The organism is Pseudomonas putida (assembly GCF_050990305.1).
Classification (GTDB): domain Bacteria; phylum Pseudomonadota; class Gammaproteobacteria; order Pseudomonadales; family Pseudomonadaceae; genus Aquipseudomonas; species Aquipseudomonas putida_AH.
In genome coordinates, this window is record NZ_CP158817.1 from 2,660,373 (window position 1) to 2,676,677 (window position 16,305).

14 protein-coding genes and 1 pseudogene are annotated in these 16,305 nt (G+C 60.4%); 10 read left to right on the forward strand and 5 right to left on the reverse strand.

All coding sequences use genetic code 11. From position 1 onward, the window contains the following. Window positions 1–509: 509 nt before the first annotated feature. From ABTV22_RS12315 to ABTV22_RS12360, 10 genes and pseudogenes are all read left to right on the forward strand, one after another. Complete coding sequence (locus tag ABTV22_RS12315; protein WP_433740469.1) at window positions 510–1,427, forward strand: LysR substrate-binding domain-containing protein; 918 nt, start codon at window positions 510–512, stop codon at window positions 1,425–1,427. 255 nt (window positions 1,428–1,682) lie between these two features. After that, the gene (locus ABTV22_RS12320; RefSeq protein ID WP_433740471.1) at window positions 1,683–2,870 is read left to right on the forward strand and encodes an aromatic ring-hydroxylating oxygenase subunit alpha; all 1,188 of its coding nucleotides are present in this window, start codon (window positions 1,683–1,685) and stop codon (window positions 2,868–2,870) included. Between the two features lie 11 nt (window positions 2,871–2,881). After that, the gene (locus ABTV22_RS12325) at window positions 2,882–4,327 is read left to right on the forward strand and encodes an aldehyde dehydrogenase family protein (RefSeq protein WP_433740473.1); all 1,446 of its coding nucleotides are present in this window, start codon (window positions 2,882–2,884) and stop codon (window positions 4,325–4,327) included. A 5-nt stretch (window positions 4,328–4,332) separates the two neighbouring features. Beyond that, window positions 4,333–4,497 (forward strand): annotated as a pseudogene (locus tag ABTV22_RS12330) (rubredoxin); the annotation flags it as partial. Beyond that, on the forward strand, window positions 4,486–5,742 hold the full coding sequence (locus ABTV22_RS12335; protein ID WP_433741378.1) for an FAD-dependent oxidoreductase: 1,257 nt from the start codon (window positions 4,486–4,488) through the stop codon (window positions 5,740–5,742). The pseudogene ABTV22_RS12330 and the gene ABTV22_RS12335, both read left to right, overlap by 12 nt. A 10-nt stretch (window positions 5,743–5,752) precedes the next feature. Continuing rightward, window positions 5,753–7,081, forward strand: coding sequence for an NAD(P)/FAD-dependent oxidoreductase (locus ABTV22_RS12340; protein WP_433740475.1), 1,329 nt, complete (start codon window positions 5,753–5,755; stop codon window positions 7,079–7,081). Continuing rightward, the gene (locus ABTV22_RS12345) at window positions 7,078–7,449 is read left to right on the forward strand and encodes an ethanolamine utilization protein EutQ (RefSeq protein WP_433740477.1); all 372 of its coding nucleotides are present in this window, start codon (window positions 7,078–7,080) and stop codon (window positions 7,447–7,449) included. The genes ABTV22_RS12340 and ABTV22_RS12345 overlap by 4 nt, the downstream gene beginning before the upstream one ends. Window positions 7,450–7,719: 270 nt before the next feature. Then, the gene (locus ABTV22_RS12350; protein ID WP_433740479.1) at window positions 7,720–8,967 is read left to right on the forward strand and encodes an MFS transporter; all 1,248 of its coding nucleotides are present in this window, start codon (window positions 7,720–7,722) and stop codon (window positions 8,965–8,967) included. Between the two features lie 407 nt (window positions 8,968–9,374). Further along, on the forward strand, window positions 9,375–11,048 hold the full coding sequence (locus ABTV22_RS12355) for a BCCT family transporter (RefSeq protein ID WP_433740481.1): 1,674 nt from the start codon (window positions 9,375–9,377) through the stop codon (window positions 11,046–11,048). A 276-nt stretch (window positions 11,049–11,324) separates the two neighbouring features. Next, the gene (locus tag ABTV22_RS12360) at window positions 11,325–11,993 is read left to right on the forward strand and encodes an ATPase (RefSeq protein WP_433740483.1); all 669 of its coding nucleotides are present in this window, start codon (window positions 11,325–11,327) and stop codon (window positions 11,991–11,993) included. 4 nt (window positions 11,994–11,997) lie between these two features. Here the strand turns inward: ABTV22_RS12360 and ABTV22_RS12365 are convergent, their stop codons facing one another. Genes ABTV22_RS12365 through napE form a run of 5 tightly spaced genes read right to left on the reverse strand, consistent with a single transcriptional unit; the run spans window position 11,998 to window position 16,059 of the window. Continuing rightward, window positions 11,998–12,594 (reverse strand): cytochrome c3 family protein, encoded by a 597-nt coding sequence (locus ABTV22_RS12365; RefSeq protein WP_433740485.1) that lies wholly within the window; start codon window positions 12,592–12,594, stop codon window positions 11,998–12,000. Between the two features lie 9 nt (window positions 12,595–12,603). Then, a complete protein-coding gene (locus ABTV22_RS12370) occupies window positions 12,604–13,095 on the reverse strand; it encodes a nitrate reductase cytochrome c-type subunit (protein WP_433740487.1) in 492 nt (163 codons plus the stop codon). Between the two features lie 11 nt (window positions 13,096–13,106). Further along, a complete protein-coding gene (gene napA, locus ABTV22_RS12375) occupies window positions 13,107–15,611 on the reverse strand; it encodes a nitrate reductase catalytic subunit NapA (RefSeq protein ID WP_433740489.1) in 2,505 nt (834 codons plus the stop codon). Continuing rightward, window positions 15,608–15,868 (reverse strand): chaperone NapD, encoded by a 261-nt coding sequence (locus tag ABTV22_RS12380; protein WP_433740491.1) that lies wholly within the window; start codon window positions 15,866–15,868, stop codon window positions 15,608–15,610. Before ABTV22_RS12380 ends, napA begins: the two co-directional genes overlap by 4 nt. Before the next feature lie 23 nt (window positions 15,869–15,891). Then, entirely contained in the window at window positions 15,892–16,059 is a 168-nt protein-coding gene (gene napE / locus ABTV22_RS12385; protein ID WP_433740492.1) for a periplasmic nitrate reductase, NapE protein, read from the reverse strand. Window positions 16,060–16,305: the final 246 nt, after the last annotated feature.

The window sequence follows — 16,305 nt, forward strand, 5'->3', positions numbered from 1 at the left end:
GAAGATCAAAAGCCAAATCAAAAGCGCGCGAGGCGGCCTGACAGCCGACCTGGCTTTCGCGAATGTACCCAATCCCCCTGTGGGAGCTGGCTTGCCAGCGATGGATGTCCAGACACCGCGTACATTCAGACCGCCTGCGTTTTCGTTGACGAAGGTTGCTCGCGAAAAAGCGTTCCCTCAGACAGTACGCGTCATCGTTGACGTCCATCGCGAGCAAGCTCCGCTCCTACAAAGTAATGACGGGGGCAGGGCAGATCAAAAAACCAAAGCAAACTGGGTGTCTGCCCATATGTTGGCAAACACGCACACCTGTAGGAGCAAAGCTTGCTCGCGATGACGGCAGTCCAATCAACAATGTTTTGCCTGAACCCCGCCATCGCGAGCGAGCTTCGCTCCTACAGGCTCTTCGAACGCGGCCCCAAGCCCAACTGAAACAGCCGCTGTCCACGCCCATCACCAAAGACTAAACTCGCGCGATAAAACCAAAACAACGACGTGACCTTGCCTGTATGAAAATCCACCCTCTGCCGCCACTCAACAGTCTGGTCGCGTTTGAAGCCGCCGCGCGCCATTTGAGTTTTACCCTGGCCGCGCAAGAATTGAACGTGACCCAAGGTGCAATCAGCCGCCAGGTACGCCTGCTCGAAGATTACCTGGGTAAGGTTTTGTTCGAACGTACCACCCGCACGATTCACCTCAGCCCGGCGGCCAGCCAGTATTACGAAACGGTTCGCGCGGCCTTGCTGCAAGTGGCCCAGGCCACCGGCGAAATTCGTCATTGGCAAGGTGCCGAGCAAGTGACGGTGGCGACCAGCACGGCCATGGCGTCCCTCTGGTTATTGCCCAAAGTGACCGAGTTTCAACGTGAAAACGAAGAGATCGACCTGCGCATCATCGCCCATGATCAGGTCAAGGATTTCTCGCGCCTGGATTGCGATCTGGCGTTGTATTACTGCAGCACGCCGCCTCGGGAGATGCAGGTCACGCCGCTGTTTTCCGAAGAGGTCTATCCGGTGTGCAGCCCCGCGTATCTGGCCAAGCATCCTGACTTGACCACGCCTGCGGACCTTGCAGCCTGCACCTGGCTGGTCCTCGACGACCCGCAGCGTGACTGGCTGGGCTGGCCCGAATGGTTTCAGAGCCAGGGCCTGAGAAACGTCGAACCCAAGCGCCGGATCAATATCAACAGTTACTCGATGGTGATTCAGTCGGCCCTCAACGGGCAGGGCGTTGCGCTGGCCTGGTCCAATCTGGTCGAAGACTATTTGCAGGGCGGTGCACTGGTGCGGCCACTGGATGCAGTGTTGCGCACCGATGCGCATTTCTGCCTGCTGGAACCGCTGTCCCGTGGCGGTATGCGGCAAAGCGTGAAACGTTTTCGCAGTTGGTTGATGAGCCAACTGCCTACCCCGCCCACCAACAAATAACAGCCAAAACCCTACTGTAGGAGCTGCCGCAGGCTGCGATCTTTTGATCTTGCTTATAAAAAATCAAAAGATCGCAGCCTGCGGCAGCTCCTACAGGCAAGTTTAGCGCTGTCATATTCATGATCAAAAGTCATGAATCCCTCCCGAAATATCGTTTGTCGACACCCACCCCGTTTTCCGAAACTTGCCGCCAGCGGACCTGGCCAGCAAGCCTGCCGATCATTCCAATACCGTGCCCAGCAGGGGAAAACAATAATGACCACCCTCCAACAAATTCCAGTGCAAAACCTTGAAACCGTGCTCAACCCGATCCACGAAGCGACTGGCCTGAGTAACGAGTTTTACACCGAACAACGTTACTTCGAGCTCGAGCGCGATCAGGTCATGGGTAAAACCTGGGCTTGTGTCGGTTTCGCCAGCGACCTGGCCAAGGCCGGCTCGGTCAAACCCGTCGATTTCATGGGCCTGCCACTGCTGCTGATGCGCAACCGCGAAGGCCTGGTGCAGGTGTTCCATAACGTCTGCAGCCACCGCGGTATGAAGCTGGTGGAAGAGGCGGGCGAGGTGCAAGGCGTGATTCGCTGCCCTTACCACTCCTGGACTTACGACCTCAATGGCGGCCTGCGCGGCACCCCGCACGTTGGCGGCATCGACCAACACAAGGACGAACGTTTCGCCTGTGAAAAACACGGCCTGAAAGCCATCCGCAGCGCAATCTGGATGGACATGGTGTTCATCAACCTGTCCGGGGATGCGCAGCCGCTCGAAGACATGCTCGCGCCGCTGACCGCGCGCTGGAGCCAGTTCCTCGGCGAAGACGGCATGAGCCTGTTGAGCCGCCGTCCGGGTCATGACGCCACCGTGCTGGACATCAACTGCAACTGGAAACTGGCCGTCGAGAACTACTGCGAGGCCTATCACCTGCCGTGGGTGCACCCGAGCCTGAACTCCTACTCGCGCCTGGAAGACCACTACAACATCATCGTCGGCGAGCACTTCTCCGGCCAGGGCAGCTACGCCTACAACCTGTCGGATGTCGCCGGCACGCACCTGCCGAAATTCCCGAGCTGGCCGCTGGACCGTCTGCGCAACGCCGAATACGTCGCGTTCTTCCCGAACGTATTGCTGGGCATCCAGGCTGACCACGCTTTCGCCATGCAGCTTGAGCCGGTATCGCCGGGCCGCACCATCGAGCACCTGCGCCTGTTCTACGTCGGCGACGAAGCGGCGAGCAGCGAGGAATTCAGCGCCTGCCGCGATGCGATCCTCGAATCCTGGAAAGTGGTGTTCGCCGAAGACATCAGCTCCGTCGAAGGCATGCAGAAAGGCCGTTACTCCCCAGGTTACAAGGGCGGCGCCTTCTCTCCGGAAATGGACATCCCGACGCACTTCTTCCACCAGTGGGCCGCGCGTCAGCTGCTCGCCACCACTGAAAAAGCCTGAGGAGCGGAGCCATGTATCCGATAGCCTCTCACTGGCTCAACTACATCGATGGGCAATGGGTCGATAGCACCCAGCGCCTGACGGTCAACAACCCCGGCACCGCAGAACCCTTGGCGACCATCGCCCAGGCCACCGTGGCCGACGCCGAGCGCGCCTTACAGGCGGCCCGTCGTTGCGCCGACAGCGGCGAGCTGACCCGCGCACGCCCTGCGCAGCGGGTCACCTGGCTGCTGCGCATCGCCGAGGAAATTCGCGCGGTGGCGGACGAGGGCGCCTGGGTGCTGTGCCAGGAAAACGGCAAGCGCCTGAGCGACGCCAAAGACGAGTTCACCGAAGCGGCGCGCTACTTCGAGTACTACGCCGGCATGGCGGACAAGATCGAGGGCACCTCGATCCCGCTGGGCAACGGCTACATGGACTTCACCCTGTACGACCCGATGGGCGTTTCGGCGCAGATCGTGCCGTGGAACTTCCCGGTGTCGATCTGTGCCCGCTCGCTGGCACCGGCCCTGGCGGCCGGTAACGCGGTGGTCATCAAGTCACCTGAATTGTCGCCGCTGGGCATGTGCGTGCTGATCCGCGCCATCGCCAAGGCCGGCCTGCCAGACGGCGCGGTCAACCTGATTTGCGGTCGTGGCCGTGAAGTCGGTTCGCACCTGGTCAGCCATCGCAGCGTCGACCAGATCGTGTTCACCGGCTCCGTGCCCACCGGCCAGTCGATTTTGCGCGACGCGGCCCAGCATGCGATTCCGAGCGTGATGGAGTTGGGTGGCAAGTCGGCAGCGATTGCTTTCGCCGATGCCGACCTCAAACAACTGCTGGCCAGCGTTCAGTGGGGCATCTTCTTCAATGCCGGCCAAGTGTGTTCGGCGATGTCGCGACTGCTGGTGCAACGCGAGATCTATGAACAGGTGGTCGAGGCCGTGGTGGCCATGGCCGAGGGTCTCAGTGTCGGCCTGGGTCAGGACAACGCCGACCTCACGCCGGTGGTCAGCGCCGGGCAATTGTCGGGCATCGAAGCCTTGTGCCGCCGGGCCATCGAAGACGGCGCCGTGGCTGTCACCGGTGGCGAAGCCTTCGCTGACCGCGCCGGGCATTTTATGCGCCCGACCGTGTTCCGCGACGTCACGCCAGACATGTGTATCGCCCAGGAAGAAGTGTTCGGGCCGGTGTTGGCGATCATGCCATTCGACACCGAGGAGGAGGCCATCGCCATCGCCAACGGCACCGATTTCGGTCTGGTGGCGGGCGTGTTCACCCAGGACATCAGCCGCGCCATGCGCTGCACCCGTCGTCTGAAATCCGGCCAGGTGTTCGTCAACGAATGGTACGCCGGCGGCATCGAAACGCCGTTCGGCGGAGTCGGGTTGTCGGGCTTCGGCCGCGAAAAGGGCCAGGAAGCCTTGTACAGCTACGTGCGCACCAAAAACGTGGCGATTCGGGTCGCCGGGGAGTGAACACCATGTTCAAGACTTGGCTTTGCATCGTTTGCGGTCTGATTTACGACGAGGCGCTGGGCTGGCCCGAGGACGGGATTCTTGCCGGCACGCGCTGGGAAGATGTGCCCGAAGACTGGATCTGCCCGGAGTGTCACGTCGGTAAGGCTGATTTCGAGATGCTCGACATCAGCGAGTACACCGAGGCGGCTGTGGCTGTCAGCGCGCCCATCAGCACGCCGCCGCCAGCCGTGGTGGTACCTGTGGTCGCTGCTTTGCCGCGTGGGCCGATCGTCATCATCGGCAGCGGCTATGCAGGTTTGGGCCTGGCCCAGGCGCTGCGCAAGGCGGACCCGAAGGTCGAGATCCGCGTGCTGACCCAGGAATCCGGTTACCTGTATTCCAAGCCGGCGCTGTCGATCGGCTTGTCCCAGGGCAAGAGCGCCGAGGCGATGTCCGGTGAATCACCATTGGCCGTCGAGCAGCGCCTGAACATCCGCATCTATGCGCATTGCACGGTGCAATCCATCGACAGTTCGGCTCGGCGCTTGCGCACCAGCTTCGGTGACATGGAGTACGGCCAGCTGGTGATCGCCAGCGGCGCGCAACCGATCTGTCTGCCGATTCGCGGTGAGGCGGCGGCCATGGTCAGCGTCAACAACCTGCAGGATTACCATGGGTTCCGCGAACGCCTGACCGGTGTGAAGCGGGTGGCGATCCTCGGTGATGGCCTGATCGGCTGCGAGTTCGCCAACGACTTGGCCCACAACGGTTTTGAGGTGGATGTCATCGGTCTGGGGCGCTGGCCGATGGAGCGCCTGTTGCCCGCCGAAGCGGGGGAGGTGCTGCAAGGGGCGCTGAGTGATCTGGGGGTCAAGTGGCACCTGCAAAACACGCTGGAGGCCATCGAATCGAGCGGGCAGGGCTATGTCCTGACACTCGCCGGCGGCCAGACGCTGAAGGCTGATCTGGTGTTGTCGGCGGTCGGGCTGCGTCCGGACCTGAGCCTGGCGCAGAGTGCAGGGTTGGCGGTGGGGCGCGGCATTCAAGTCAACGCCCAGTTGCAAACCTCGGCACCGGGCATCTATGCCCTGGGCGATTGCATCGAGATCGACGGGCAATTGCTGCCGTACCTGGCGCCGATCAACCAGGGCATCCAGGCGCTGAGCAAAACGCTGCTCGGGCAGGCTACAGCCGTGGAATACCCGCTGATGCCGGTCACGGTGAAAACCCCGGCCGCGCCGTTGTGCCTGTTGGCACCGGCGGCGGGCAGTGAAGGGCAATGGCGATGCACGGCGACGCCAGATGGCATGAGCGCCAGCTTCCATGACACCGAGGGCAGGCTCAACGGCTTTGTCCTGTTGGGTCGCCAAGCACAAACGCAGCGCAGCGCATTGCTGCAGTCCTGTCAGAACACTCAGCAGGCGGTCGCCTGAGGCTTCAATCATGAAAAATTCGATCAATTTGCCTTATGACGATGCGAGCTGCGGCTGGTACGCAGCCTTGCCTGAACAACCGGCCTGCAAGCGTTTGTCCGGCGAGCAACGGGCCGACTACGCGGTGGTGGGGGCGGGCTTCGCCGGTCTGGCCGCCGCACGGCGTCTGGCCCAGCATCATCCCGAAGCGCGGATCATCCTGGTGGATGCTCAGCGGGTCGCCCATGGCGCTTCAGGGCGCAACTCGGGGTTCGTTATCGACTTGCCGCACAAGTTCGCCCTGGAGCATCCGGACCCGGCGCACAAGCAACGCTTGCTGTCGCTCAACCGCTCGGCCATTTCGCAGTTGCAGGGGTTGGTACAGAAACACGATATCGACTGCCAGTGGTCCCACGCCGGCAAGTATCAGGGTGCAGTCGGCCCGCGTGGCATGGCGTATCTGGATCACTTCGAGAAACTGATGACCGACCTGGGCGAACCCTTCCGCCGGGTCGGCACCACGGAACTGGCCGGCGTACTGGGCACTCAACATTACAGCGGGGCGATCTACACCCCCGGTTGCTACCTGATGCAACCGGCGGCGCTGGTCACCGGCCTGGCCCGCTCGTTGCCGGATAACGTCGAGTTGCTGCAAGAGTCGCCGATCCAGCGTCTGGAACGTGACGGGCGCGGCGGCTGGATTCTGCAGGGCACCAATGGTGTGATCCGCACCCCGCAACTGCTGCTGGGCACCAGCATCTTCACCCAAGAGTTTGGCTACCTGCGCAACCGCCTGCTGCCGGTGATGACCTTCGCCAGCTGGACCCGTCCGCTGACCGATGCGGAACTGGCCACCTACGGCGGTCAACTGGACTGGGGCCTGACCCCGGCGGACCATGCCGGGACCACGGTGCGCATGACCCAGGATCGCCGCCTGATCATCCGCAATACCTACAAGCACGTGCCGAAATACGGCCGCAGCACCAGCGACGGCATGCGTCTGAAGATTCGCGAGTCGCACCGCAAGGCGTTCAAGGCGCGTTTCCCGCAGCTGGCCGACGTGCCGTTCACCCACACCTGGGGCGGGGTTTACGCGATCTCGCGCAACTTCACCAACTTCTTCGGCGAGCTGGAACCGGGCGTGCATGCCTCGGCGTGCGACAACGGCGTGGGCGCCGCGTGGGGCACCATCTCCGGCACCTTGCTGGCGGACATGGCTGTGGGCGCTGACTCCGCGCAGTTGAACGACATTCGCGCGGTGACCGGCATGCCGTCGCTCAATCCGCCTGAACCCTTTCTCGGACTGGGCGTGCGTTCGCGCATTCATCTGGCCGCGTGGAACAGCCGGAGCGAGTTATGAGCACGCCCGGCAAAGGCAAGGGCCGGGTTCTGCGCGTCGACCACAAGGATCTGGATTTCACCTTTCGCGGCGGCCCACCCGGCGCCGCCTTCGTGGCCCGGGCCTTGAGCAATGAAATCTCGCCGAATATCGGCGTGGGTTTTGCCCGCTGGGAAGGGGCGCAGGTGGCCTGGACGGTGCTGTATGACGAAGTGATTTTCGTCATCGAAGGCTGCTTTGAATTGCAGGTCGGCGATGAGCTGTTCCAGGTCACGCCCGGCCAGTTGCTGTGGATTCCCGAAGGCACCGAACTGGTGTACGGCGGGCACGCGTTGTTCGGCTATGTCGTGCATCCGGGCAACTGGAAAGAGCTTCACGGCCTGAACTGAACCAACTCTGTGGAGAGGGGATTCTTGTGGAGAGGGGACTCTTGTGGAGAGAGGACTCTTGTAGAGAGAGGACTCTTGTGGCGAGGGGATTTATCCCCGTTGGGCTGCGAAGCGGCCCCAAAAGATGGGACTGCTGCGCAGTCCAACGGGGATAAATCCCCTCGCCACAAGAATCCCCAAGCCACAAGAATCCCCAAGCCACAAGAATCCCCAAGCCACAAGAATCCCCGAGCCACAGATTTAGCATTTTTATTTTATGGAATCAGCACCGTGTTTGGACTGACGAAGACGTTCGGCGCGCTGTATCTGGCCAGCTTGATGATGCAGCTGGGATCGATGTTGTTGATGACCTGGCTGGCGTTGCGCCTGAACGTGCTGGGTGCATCGGAAACCGCAGGCGGCGCGCTGATGGCCGCCAATGCCCTGGGCATGGTGCTGGGCGGCTGGGTCGGGCGCAGCCTGATCGCGCAGGTCGGGCACATTCGCACCTTTGCCGCCTGTGCCGGGATCATTGCCTCGGCAGTGTTGGCCCATGAGTTCAGTACGGCGCTGCCGTTCTGGCTGGTGCTGCGGGCGCTGGTGGGGCTGGCAATGATGTGTCAGTTGATGGTGCTGGAAAGCTGGCTCAACGACCAGGCCAAGACCGAGCAACGCGGCCGGGTCCTGTCGCTGTACATGGTGGCCAGTTACGTCGGCATGATGCTCGGCAATCTGGCCCTGAGTCTGGATGAAGGCTTGGGCATTCGCGTACTGCTGGGCGTGGCCATGGTCTTCGCCCTGGGTTCGGTGCCGGTGGCCCTGACCCGCAGCATGCATCCGACGGCAGTGCCAGCGGCGTCGATTGATCTGCGTCTGTTCCTGCGCCGGATTCCCCAGTCACTGGTGACCATTCTGGTGTCGGGCATGCTCAATGGCAGTTTCTACGGCCTGGCTGCGATCTATGCGAGCAAGCAGGGGTTGGCCACGGCGCAGGTCGGTCAGCTCATGGCCTTGACCATCGCCGCGGGGCTGTTGGCCCAGTTGCCTTTGGGCTGGCTCTCGGATCGCTTGCCCCGTGCCAGCCTGATCCGTGCCGTGGCGGTGTTGTTGATCGCTATCAGCCTGCCGCTGGCCTTCAATCAGAGCCCTTCGTTTGTCACTTTGCTGTGGTTCGGCGCGGGCATTGGATTTTTACAGTTCTGCCTGTACCCGTTGGGCGTGGCGCTGGCCAACGACAACATGGAGCCTGCGTTACGCGTGTCGCTCTCGGGAATGCTGTTGATCACTTTTGGTGTCGGCGCCTGCATCGGACCACTGATCGCGGGCGCGCTGATGGCGTACTTCGCGGCGCCGAGTTTTTACGGGTTCTATGCCGGCAGCGCACTGTTGCTCGCGCTGTGCGTAGGCCAGGCAAAAGTCACGGGCAAGCACCTGCAAAAGGATGCGCCATTGCAGCACCCCGTGACGCCGAACGGGATTGCCAGCTCTAACCTGGTGGCGGTTGGTGAGTCGGTGGCCGAGTGTGCTGACAGGCGTTGATGGGCGGGTGTGCGAGCGAGGGACATCAACGATGACGCGCCCTGTCTGAACGCCCACGGTGTTCCGGCGTTTTTCGCTTTGTAGGAGCGAGGCTCGCCCGCGATGGCGGTGTGTCAGGCACGGCATTGTTGACTGGACTGCCGTCATCGCGAGCAAGCTTTGCTCCTACAGGGGGAGTGCGCTCACACGCGATCTGCCCCTTCGAAAAACGGTACGTCAGCGCCCGATTCAGGCGATTTTATTGATGCGTTTTTCTCATGAGTCGGTGACTAAATATGGTTTGAGCGAGGGTAGGAATTCAATCATCTTGGCCATGCTGCCAGAACCGAGTTAGTCCGGAATCAACCTGCAGACAAATCCTGCGGAACAGTAACTAAACCCTTAAACAAAAACAAAAGGGGAAAACAATGCGTGCGCAATCCGGCATGTTAAAAGGCCTCAATCCGACTGTGACCGTCGCTTCTATTCTGGGCGTGGTCCTGTTCGTTCTGTTTTGTGCCTTTAAAGATGAACAGGCATCCAAAGCCTTTGAAATGGCTTCGGCCTTTATTCTGCACAACTTCAAGTGGTATTACCTCGCCCTGATCAGTGGCGTACTGGGCCTCTTGTTGTATATCTCCACCAGCCGTTTCGGCACTCTCAAACTGGGCGGTGAGCATGACCGGCCCGAGTTCAGTTTCGCGTCGTGGATCGCCATGCTGTTCAGTGCGGGAATGGGCATCGGCCTGATTTTCTGGTCGGTGGCCGAACCCATGCTGCACTATGCCGACAACCCGTTCTCCAAGGGGCTGACCGATGAATCGGCGACCCTGGCGATGCGCATCACGCTGTTCCACTGGGGTCTGCACCCGTGGGCGATCTTCTCCATGATCGGCCTGAGCCTCGCTTACTTCGCCTACCGTAAAGGGCTGCCGCTGGCACTTCGCTCGCTGCTCTATCCGTTGATCGGCGACCGTATCTACGGGTGGGTCGGGCATGTGGTCGACATCATGGGCGTGGTGATTACCGCGTTCGGTGTGTCCCAGTCGCTGGGCCTGGGTGTCGTTCAAATCAATACCGGTTTGCACAATGTTTTTGGTGTTCCGGTCAGTGTGACCTTGCAGTTATCCATCATTTTGTTTGTCAGCGTGGTGGCGTGTATTTCGCTGGTGGCCGGTTTGTCCAAAGGCATGAAGCGTATCTCCACGTTGAATATGTACCTGTCTTTCATTTTGATGTTTGCAGTACTTGCACTGGGGCCTACCCGTTACATTCTTAACTTGATGTTCGAGTCCACCGGTGACTATGTGCAAAACATTGTCGGCCTGAGCTTTTGGATGGATACCCAGAAAGACACCGAATGGCAAAACTGGTGGACGGCGTTCTACTGGCCATGGTGGATGACCTGGGGGCCTTTCGTCGGGTTGTTCATTGCACGTATCTCCAAAGGCCGGACCATCCGTGAACTGGTGATCGGGGCGCTGGTGGTGCCGACGATGGTGACCATCCTGTGGATGTCCGTGTTCGGCGGTGCGGCGTTGAAGAATGAGCAACAGGATCGCCAGGCGTACCAGGCCTCCGTTGCCACCCAAGGCGTGACACAGGAACAGCCGAAGTTCGAAGGCGGCACCGTGTTGCTGGCCACCAAGAAAGAAACCACGGCGGCCATGTTCACCTTGTTGCAATCGCTCGATGGCAAGACCATTGGCGCCGCACTCTCGATTCTCGTCTGTGTCCTGCTCGGTGTGCACTTTGTCACCACGGCGGATGCCGGGACCCAGGTGTTGTGCACCCTGTGCGCGTTGGGCAGCACCAATCCGCCGAACTGGATCAGGTTGCTCTGGTGCATTCTGGAAGGTGCCATTGCCGCGGGGCTGCTGCTGGCGGGCGGGCTCAAGGCGATTCAGATGGCGAGCATCGCCGCCGGACTGCCGATTGCCATGCTCTTGCTGGTGATGTCGTACACCTTGATCCACAGCTTGCGCAAGGAGATGCCGAGTGTGCCGGCGTGGGTGCCAGCACGGGTTGATTTGCCAGGGCAGGGTGTTGTGCAGCCGAGTGCGGCCAACGCGGGTTCGCTGGCTGCGGTGCAGGCTGTTTGATCGGCCTTATAGCCGACTGAAGGGTACCCCTGTAGGAGCGAGCATGCTCGCGAAAAAACGCCAGAACAACACGGGCATTCAGACAACCCGCGTTATCGTTGACGTTCATCGCGAGCAAGCATCGCTCCTACGGGGGGTGCACCAACCGGTTAAATCCACTACCGATAGCCACCATTCATTCCATCGATACTCATCATTAAAGAATGCAAGTTCTGTTTTTCTGTCATAGGAGGAGGATAGGGTCATTCCAATCTCGCCATTGAAGGAACCTGCGCGATGAGAATCTCGACTCTGTTGGCTGTCATTGCCGTGCTGACCGGCAGCCTTGCCTCCACCGCACCGGCCCTTGCCGCCGATCCGTCCTGCCGTCTCCTGCCGATCACCGACAGTGCCGCCAGTTTGCAACACGCGCGGACGGTGGCGGTGCTGTACAGCGAGAACACCCTCAATACCCAGCAATACCTGGAGCAATACCACGCCGTGGCGGTGAAGGGTGCGCAAAATCCCCAGATGAATGCGCAGATCGCCAAGGCATTCGTCGACAGCTCCGATCCGCAGCGGGCGATCAACTGGTTGATGGGATCGTTGCAGAAGGCGTTCGGTACGGTGACGGTCTACGACAACCTCGACGCGGCCGTGCAGGCGCATCCGGATGTGGTGGTGATGCTCGACACTCACAGTCGCCTGGTGTCCAAGCGCAACAATCAGGTCGAAGCGCGGTTCATGGCCAAGTTCTACGACGCGAACCTGCAATACATCGGTCAGGCCGAAGGCTCACGTACTCAGCAGATGCCTTCGGTGTGGGTGCATGGCAAAGCCGCGTCGCAGATTGCCGCGCAGATCGATCAGCAAACCGAGCTGCAGGTGAATGCGCTGGAGCAGTTCGATGCGTCGTTGAAGGCCTTGGTGAAGGCAGACAGCGCCGGGCATGTCGCCAGCAACTAGGCCGCTACCAGCCTTTCACTCCGGTCATGTCCGGCAGTTTGTGGGCGATGCCTTTATGGCAGTCGATGCAAGTCGCCTCACCCTTGGCCAGCGACGTTGAGTGCATCGCTGCGGCGCGTTTGCTCTGGCGAGTGAAGTCCATGAACTCGAAGTTGTGACAATTGCGGCATTCACGCGAGTCATTGGCCTTGAGTCTCGCCCATTCATGTTCGGCCAGTTCCCGGCGCAGGCTGAGGAATTTGTCGCGGGTGTCGATGGTGCCGAACAGCTTGCCCCAGACTTCCTTCGAGGCCTGCATCTTGCGGGCGATCTTGTGCGTCCATTCGTGCGGCACGTGGCAGTCCGGACAGCTGGCGCGCACGCCGGAGCGGTTGGTGTAGTGGATAGTGTCCTGTAATTCGACGAACACGTTGTCACGCATTTCATGGCAGGACGTGCAGAACTTCTCAGTGTTGGTCAGCTCCAGCGCGGTGTTGAACCCGCCCCAGAAAATGATCCCGGCAATGAATCCCCCCAGCGTCAGAAAGCCCAGGCTGTAGTAGACGCTTGGCCGACGGAGGGTGCCCCAGTAGTCCTTAAGCAGGGCGAACAGTGCTTTCATGGCGCCTCCTCAAGGTTTTTTCGTGGCGTTGGCGTCGTCTTGCAGGATTTGGTCGATGGTCTCGAAGCTGTTGCCCACCAGCGGCAGCACCTCTTTTTGCGTTACATGGCACTGGTTGCAGAAGTAGCGGCGCGGTGAAACGGCGGCCAGGGCCTGGCCGTCGCGGTCCATGTAGTGGGTGATGCTGATCATCGTTGCCTGGGATTTGGCACTGTTGGCCCGACTGTGACAGGACAGGCACTTGTTGCCGTTTTTGTCGATCTGGTAGCCGCGAATGGTGTGGGGGATGGTCGGCGGCTGGTCGGGGTAGTTGCGCTCGCGCTTGAGGTCCTTGTTTTCATCGTTGGCAATTGGCGGCGCGGGCATGTTCTGGGTGAGGGTGCCACCGGGCCGGCGCCCGTCCGGGGCAGGTGCGTCCAGGGGGTAATTGACGTCGGCGGCGATGGCCACACCCACACCCATGACGGCAAGCAACAACAGCGGCAGGATTCGAAAAGTCATGACAGTGCTCCTCAGGCCGCGCTGATCAACTCGATGCGGATGGCGCATTTCTTGTAGTCGGTCTGCTTGGAGATCGGGTCGGTGGCGTCGAGCGTGACCTTGTTGATCAGCTTGTTGGCATCGAAGAACGGTACGAACACCAGACCCCGTGGCGGTTTGTTGCGCCCTCGGGTTTCGATGCGCGCACGGATTTCACCGCGCCGGCTGATCAGTTTCACTTCACTGCCACGGCGCGCCTTCAGGGCCTTGGCATCCTCGGGATGCATGTAGACCAGCGCGTCGGGCACCGCCCTGTACAGTTCTTCGACCCGTTGAGTCATGGTCCCGGTATGCCAGTGTTCCAGGACCCGACCGGTGCTCAGCCAGAACGGGTACTCGGTGTCCGGGGCTTCGGCCGGCGGCTCGTAGGGCAGGGCGAAGATGATCGCTTTTTTGTCCGGGTAGCCGTAGAACTGCACCTTGCTGCCGGCCTCCACATAAGGGTCGTAGCCCTCGCGGTAGCGCCAGAGGGTTTCCTTGCCATCGACCACCGGCCAACGCAGGCCACGTTCGCTGTGGTAACGGTCGAAAGCAGCGAGGTCATGGCCGTGGCCACGGCCGAATTGGGCGTACTCTTCGAACAGGCCTTTTTGCAGGTAGAAACCAAAGGCCTTGGCTTCGTCGTTCTTGTAACCGGCTTCCAGTTGCTCGGCGGGAAACTGATCGACCTGGCCATTCCTGAACAGCACGTCGTACAGGGTCTTGCCCTTGTATTCGGGTTTCTTGGCCAGCAACTCGGCGGGCCACACGTCCTCAACGGTGAAGCGCTTGGAAAATTCCACCAATTGCCACAAGTCCGATTTGGCATCTCCCGGTGCAGTCACCAATTGGTGCCAGAACTGCGTGCGACGTTCGGCGTTGCCAAAGGCACCTTCCTTTTCCACCCACATGGCCGTGGGCAGGATCAGGTCCGCCGCCTGGGCCGACACGGTGGGATAGACGTCGGAGACAATCACGAAGTTTTCCGGGTTGCGCCAGCCGGGCAGGGTTTCCTGCATGATGTTCGGCCCGGCCTGCATGTTGTTGCTGGCCATGGTCCAGTACACGTTCAGCACACTGTCCTTGAGCATGCGGCTTTGCTGCACGGCGTGAAAACCGACTTTCTCCTGGATGGTGCCCTCAGGCAGCTTCCAGATTTTTTCTGCGGTGGCGCGGTGTTTCGGGTTGGCCACCACCAGGTCTGCGGGCAGACGATGGGAGAACGTCCCGACTTCCCGCGCCGTGCCGCAGGCCGATGGCTGGCCGGTCAACGAGAAGGGGCTGTTGCCCGGCTCGCTGATTTTGCCGGTGAGCAGGTGGATGTTGTAGATCAGGTTGTTGGCCCACACCCCACGGGTGTGCTGGTTGAAACCCATGGTCCAGAACGACACGACCTTGCGCTTGGGGTCGGCATACAACTCGGCCAGGCTCTTGAGCCGTTCGGCCGGGACGCCGGTTTCCTTTGCGGTGCGCTCCAGGGTGTAGGGTTTGACGAACGCGGCGAATTGCTCGAAGGAAATGTCCGTCCAGGTGTTGGCCTTATCGGCATTCTTCGCCTGTTTCTCCCGTGGATCATCCGGGCGCAGGCCATAGCCGATGTCATCGGCGCCTTGGGCAAAGCGGGTGTGCTGGCTGATGAAGTCCTTGTTCACCGCACCGCTTTCGATGATGTGGTTGGCGATGTAGTTGAGGATCAACAGGTCGGTCTGCGGCTTGAACACCATGGGGATGTCGGCCAGTTCGAAGCTGCGGTGTTCGAAGGTCGACAGCACGACGACTTTCACATGGGGGTAACTCAGGCGTCGGTCGGTGACCCGGCTCCACAGGATCGGGTGCATCTCGGCCATGTTCGAGCCCCACAGTACAAAGGCGTCGGTGGCTTCGATGTCGTCGTAGCAGCCCATGGGTTCGTCCATGCCGAAGGTGCGCATGAAGCCCATCACCGCCGAGGCCATGCAATGGCGGGCGTTGGGGTCGATGTTGTTGCTGCGAAAGCCGGCCTTCATCAGTTTGTTGGCGGCATAGCCTTCCCACACGGTCCACTGCCCGGAGCCGAACATGCCGACCGACTCGGGCCCTTTTTTCTTGAGCGCTTCCTTGAACTTCGATTCCATGATGTCGAAGGCTTTCTCCCAGCTGATTGGCTGGAACTCGCCTTGCTTGTCGAACTGACCGTTTGTCATGCGCAACAGGGGCTGGGTCAGGCGGTCGACGCCGTACATGATCTTGGACAGGAAATAGCCCTTTACACAGTTCAGCCCGCGATTGACTTCGGCCTTGACGTCGCCATGGGTGGCGACCACGCGGTTGTCCTTGGTCGCGACCATCACACTGCAACCGGTGCCGCAGAAGCGACAGGGCGCCTTGTTCCAGTCCAGGGTGACCATGTCGGCTTCGGTCACCAGGTTGCTGGCAGAAGTGATGATCGGCAAGCCAGCCGCTGACGCCGCAATGGCGGCGGCTTGGGCCTTGACGAATGCTCGACGCGACATGCTCATTCGATGTCTCCGGCAGGATCGAGGATTTCGTGATAGATCAACGCGGCGTTGAGTACGCCGGGCAGATTGTTGATCTGTTCGATGCGTTGCAGGATCTGGTTTTCGTGAGTGGTTTCAAGGACCACCACCAGTTTTCCGGCCGCACTTTCCTGGTGTAACTCCACGCCGTCCAATAACCGCAAGTTGGCTTTTATGGCGGCGAGCAGTTCCGGTCGGGCAAGTACGACCAGACTGGCAATGTGCAGGGCTTCGTCCATGCGCTGACTCCAACGGAGTGTGATCAGTTGGGTGGCCCGGGCGGGCCGTAGATCATTTGTAAAAACCAGACGATAAAACCGTAGCCGCCAACAATAGCGACCGACAGCAAGGGAAACAGGCAGACGACAAGAAACAGGAACAGCCGGGTTTCCTTGCGCCGCTGCAGTTTTTGTTCTTCAGCCAATGCCATGGCGTTCACTCCGCCGAACTTGCAATCAGACTAGTTCACTAACTTTTCCCGGGTTTAACGGCATGAGCCCTTATCGACCGACGGTATTGGAGAGTGCTTGCAGGCGGAGTGGGTTGTATTGCGTTAGATCAATAGCGCATCAAGTTACTTAATGGTTAATTGATAAGCGTTATTGTTTGAAGGGTGATTTATCTGATGTTTAAACATCTGTATTCAGGTTGGCTAACCGGCACCGCTTCCATTCAA